3 protein-coding genes are annotated in these 3,185 nt (G+C 62.2%); all 3 read right to left on the bottom strand.

What is annotated here, in order from left to right; translation table 11 throughout:
* Positions 1 to 1,606 (bottom strand): aminomethyl-transferring glycine dehydrogenase (locus AC2FD9_RS23105; RefSeq protein WP_496838927.1); only part of this gene is annotated, 1,606 nt, incomplete at its 3' end.
* A gap of 112 nt (positions 1,607 to 1,718) precedes the next feature.
* Positions 1,719 to 2,084, bottom strand: a complete 366-nt coding sequence (gene gcvH, locus AC2FD9_RS23100) for a glycine cleavage system protein GcvH (protein WP_058271403.1) — start codon at positions 2,082 to 2,084, stop codon at positions 1,719 to 1,721.
* An 18-nt stretch (positions 2,085 to 2,102) separates the two neighbouring features.
* Positions 2,103 to 3,185: glycine cleavage system aminomethyltransferase GcvT (gcvT, locus tag AC2FD9_RS23095; protein WP_282154372.1), on the bottom strand; the 1,083-nt coding region annotated here is incomplete at its 5' end.

Below are 3,185 nucleotides of genomic sequence, written 5' to 3'. Positions count from 1 at the left end.
GCGCCTGATCTTCGGGGCAGAACGGGTGCAGATTGCCGAACTCGGGCCAGGTGACCGGGATCATCTCGATCGTCGCGTTCAGCTTCATGGTGCAGGACCCCAGCGGAATCATTGCCCGGTCCAGCGCCAGATCGCGGTCGGCCAGACGGCGCATATAGCGCGTGATCTCGGCCTCGGCCCGGTTCTTGTGGAAGATCTCGTGGGTCAGGTAAGGGCTTTCACGCAGCGCGTAATCGGGCAGGCGATAGACTTTGTTTGAGCTGTCATCGGTGCGATCGATGCCGAAGGCACCCCAGACGGCCTCGATGGTCTCGGGCCGGGTCTGTTCGTCCAGGCTGATGCCGACCTTGGTCTCGCCGACCTTGCGCAGGTTCACACCGCGGGCCACGGCGGCCTCCATCACGACATTCTGCAGGTGGCCGACCTCAACCGTGATGGTGTCGAAGAACACCTCTGGCTCGACCGAGAAGCCTGCCTCTTCCAGACCGGCGGCCAGGCGCGAGGTCTTGCGGTGCACCGATTGTGCGATGGCCTTGATGCCGTCGGGGCCGTGATACACGGCATACATCGAGGCAATCACCGCCAAGAGCGCCTGCGCGGTGCAGACATTCGAGTTGGCCTTCTCGCGGCGAATGTGCTGCTCACGCGTCTGCAGCGCCAGGCGGTAAGCCTTGTTGCCGCGTGCATCGATGGACACACCGATGATCCGGCCCGGCATCGACCGCTTCAGCTTGTCACTGGTCGCCATATAGGCTGCGTGCGGGCCACCATAGCCCATCGGCACGCCAAAGCGCTGGGTCGAGCCGATGGCAATATCCGCGCCCATCTCACCCGGTGACTTCAGCAGCGCCAGCGACAGGATGTCGGCAGCAACAATGGCAATGGCTTTATGTTCGTGCAGGGCGGCGATCTCGTTGGTGAAGTCGCGCACATGGCCGTGGGTGCCGGGATACTGGAAGATCGCGCCAAAGACCGACCCTGCGTCCAGCGTGTCCGGGTCGGCCACCTGCACGTCGATGCCCAGAGGCTCAGCACGCGTTTTGATCACCGCGATGGTCTGCGGGTGGCAGTTCTTGTCGACGAAGAAGGCCGCGTTGTTGGCCTTTGACCGCCCGCCGCGCTTGGCCATCGCCATCGCTTCGGCTGCGGCTGTGGCTTCGTCCAGGAGCGAGGCGTTGGCCACGTCCAGCCCGGTCAGGTCGCTGACCATGGTCTGGAAGTTCAGCAGCGCCTCAAGCCGGCCCTGGCTGATCTCGGGCTGATAGGGCGTATAGGCGGTGTACCAGGCCGGGTTTTCCAGGATGTTGCGCAGGATCGGCGCCGGCGTGGTGGTGCCGTAATAGCCCTGACCGATCAGCGAGGTCAGAACCTTGTTCTTGCTCGCCACCTCTTTCATGTAAAAGAGCGCATCGCGTTCGGTCATCGCCGGACCCCAGTCCAGCGGCTCTTTCTGCCGGATCGCAGGCGGGACGGTGGCGTCGATCAGCTGGTCCAGCGTCTTGAAGCCAATCACCTTGAGCATGTCGCGCATTTCCGTCGGGCTGGGCCCGATATGGCGGCGGTTGGCGAAGTCATAGGCTTCGTAATCAGTCAGTTTGAAGGCCATAGGTCATGCTCCTCAGGGAATGTCTCGCCCGGCCGCTCTGGCAGGAGCCTCCGGCGGGGATATTTTTAGCCAGATGAAGGGGCGGATCCGCGAAAGGACCCGCCGTTTGGGTTTACCCGATCAGGGCCTTGTAGCCGTCCAGATCCATCAGATCCTCCAGCTGCGCGGCATCCGCGATCTTGATCTTGTAGATCCAGGCTTCGCCCTCGGGGTCTTCGTTCAGCGCGCCGGGGTTGTCGGCCAGCGCTTCGTTCACTTCCGTGATCTCGCCATCGACCGGGGCATAAAGCTCGGAGGCGGCCTTGACGGATTCGATCACGCCGATCTCGCCGCCTTTTTCAAACTCATCGCCTGCTTCCTGCTGCTCCACGAACACCACGTCGCCCAGCTGTTCAGCCGCGTGCTTGGTGATGCCCAGAGTGGCCGTGTCGCCTTCGACGGTCAGCCATTCATGCTCTTCGGAATAATAGGTTGCCATGTTGTCTCTCTCCTGACTTCAACGCTTGTAATTCTGTTTGACGAAGGGCAGCGCCACGATCTGCGCCGGCTGCGGCTTGCCCCGGATGATCAGGTTCACCGTCTCGCCCGGCTCACCGTGGCCCTTGGAAACATAGCCCATCGCCACCGGTCCGCCGACCGTGGGGCCAAATACGCCCGAGGTGATCTGACCGATCGTATTGCCCTCGGCGCACTGGATTTCCACGCCCTGACGCGCTGGAGCGCGGCCATCGGGCTTGATGCCAACCAGCTTTTTAGCAGGGCCTTCGGCCAGTTCCTTCTGCACGCGGTCTGCGCCCGGAAAGCCGCCTTCTTCCTTGCGGCGCTTCTGGATCGCCCAGCCGAGGCTGGCCTCAATCGGCGAGGTGCTCTGGTCGATGTCATTGCCATAGAGGCACAGACCCGCCTCCAGCCGCAGGCTGTCGCGCGCGCCCAGACCGGCCGCTTCGCAATCCTCATGCGCCAGGAAGGCTTTCGAAACTTCGATCGCCTTGTCCTCGGGGATCGAGATCTCGTACCCGTCCTCGCCGGTATACCCCAGACGCGAGATGCGGCAGTCTACGCCGTTGATCGGGGCCTCAGTGGTTTCCATGAACTTCAGGTCGCGGGCGGCAGGGCACAGATCCCCAACCACGTTTTCCGCCGCAGGGCCTTGCACCGCCACCAGCGCGCGGTCGAAGATCTCGATCACTTCGACGCCGTCCAGATTGTCCCGCATATGCGGAATGTCCTGATGGCGCAGCGCCGCATTCACCACCACGAAATAGTAATCCCCCGCATTCGACACGATCAAATCGTCCATGATCCCGCCATCCGCGTTGGTAAAGAAACCGTACCGCGCCTTGCCCGGCTTCAGGGTCGCGTAGGCCTGCGGGCACAGAGCTTCCAGCTTCTCACCCACATTCTCACCGCGCAGGATCACCTGACCCATATGAGACACATCAAACAACGCCGCCTTCTCACGGCACTGCTTATGCTCCCCCATTATCCCCAAAGGATACTGAACAGGCATCTCCCACCCAGCAAAATCAACCAACTTACCCCCCAACTCAACGTGCAAAGAATGCAATGGGGTGCGTTT

Source organism: Ruegeria sp. YTSC230, from assembly GCF_059609665.1.
This window is presented reverse-complemented; position numbering and strand designations above follow the sequence as displayed.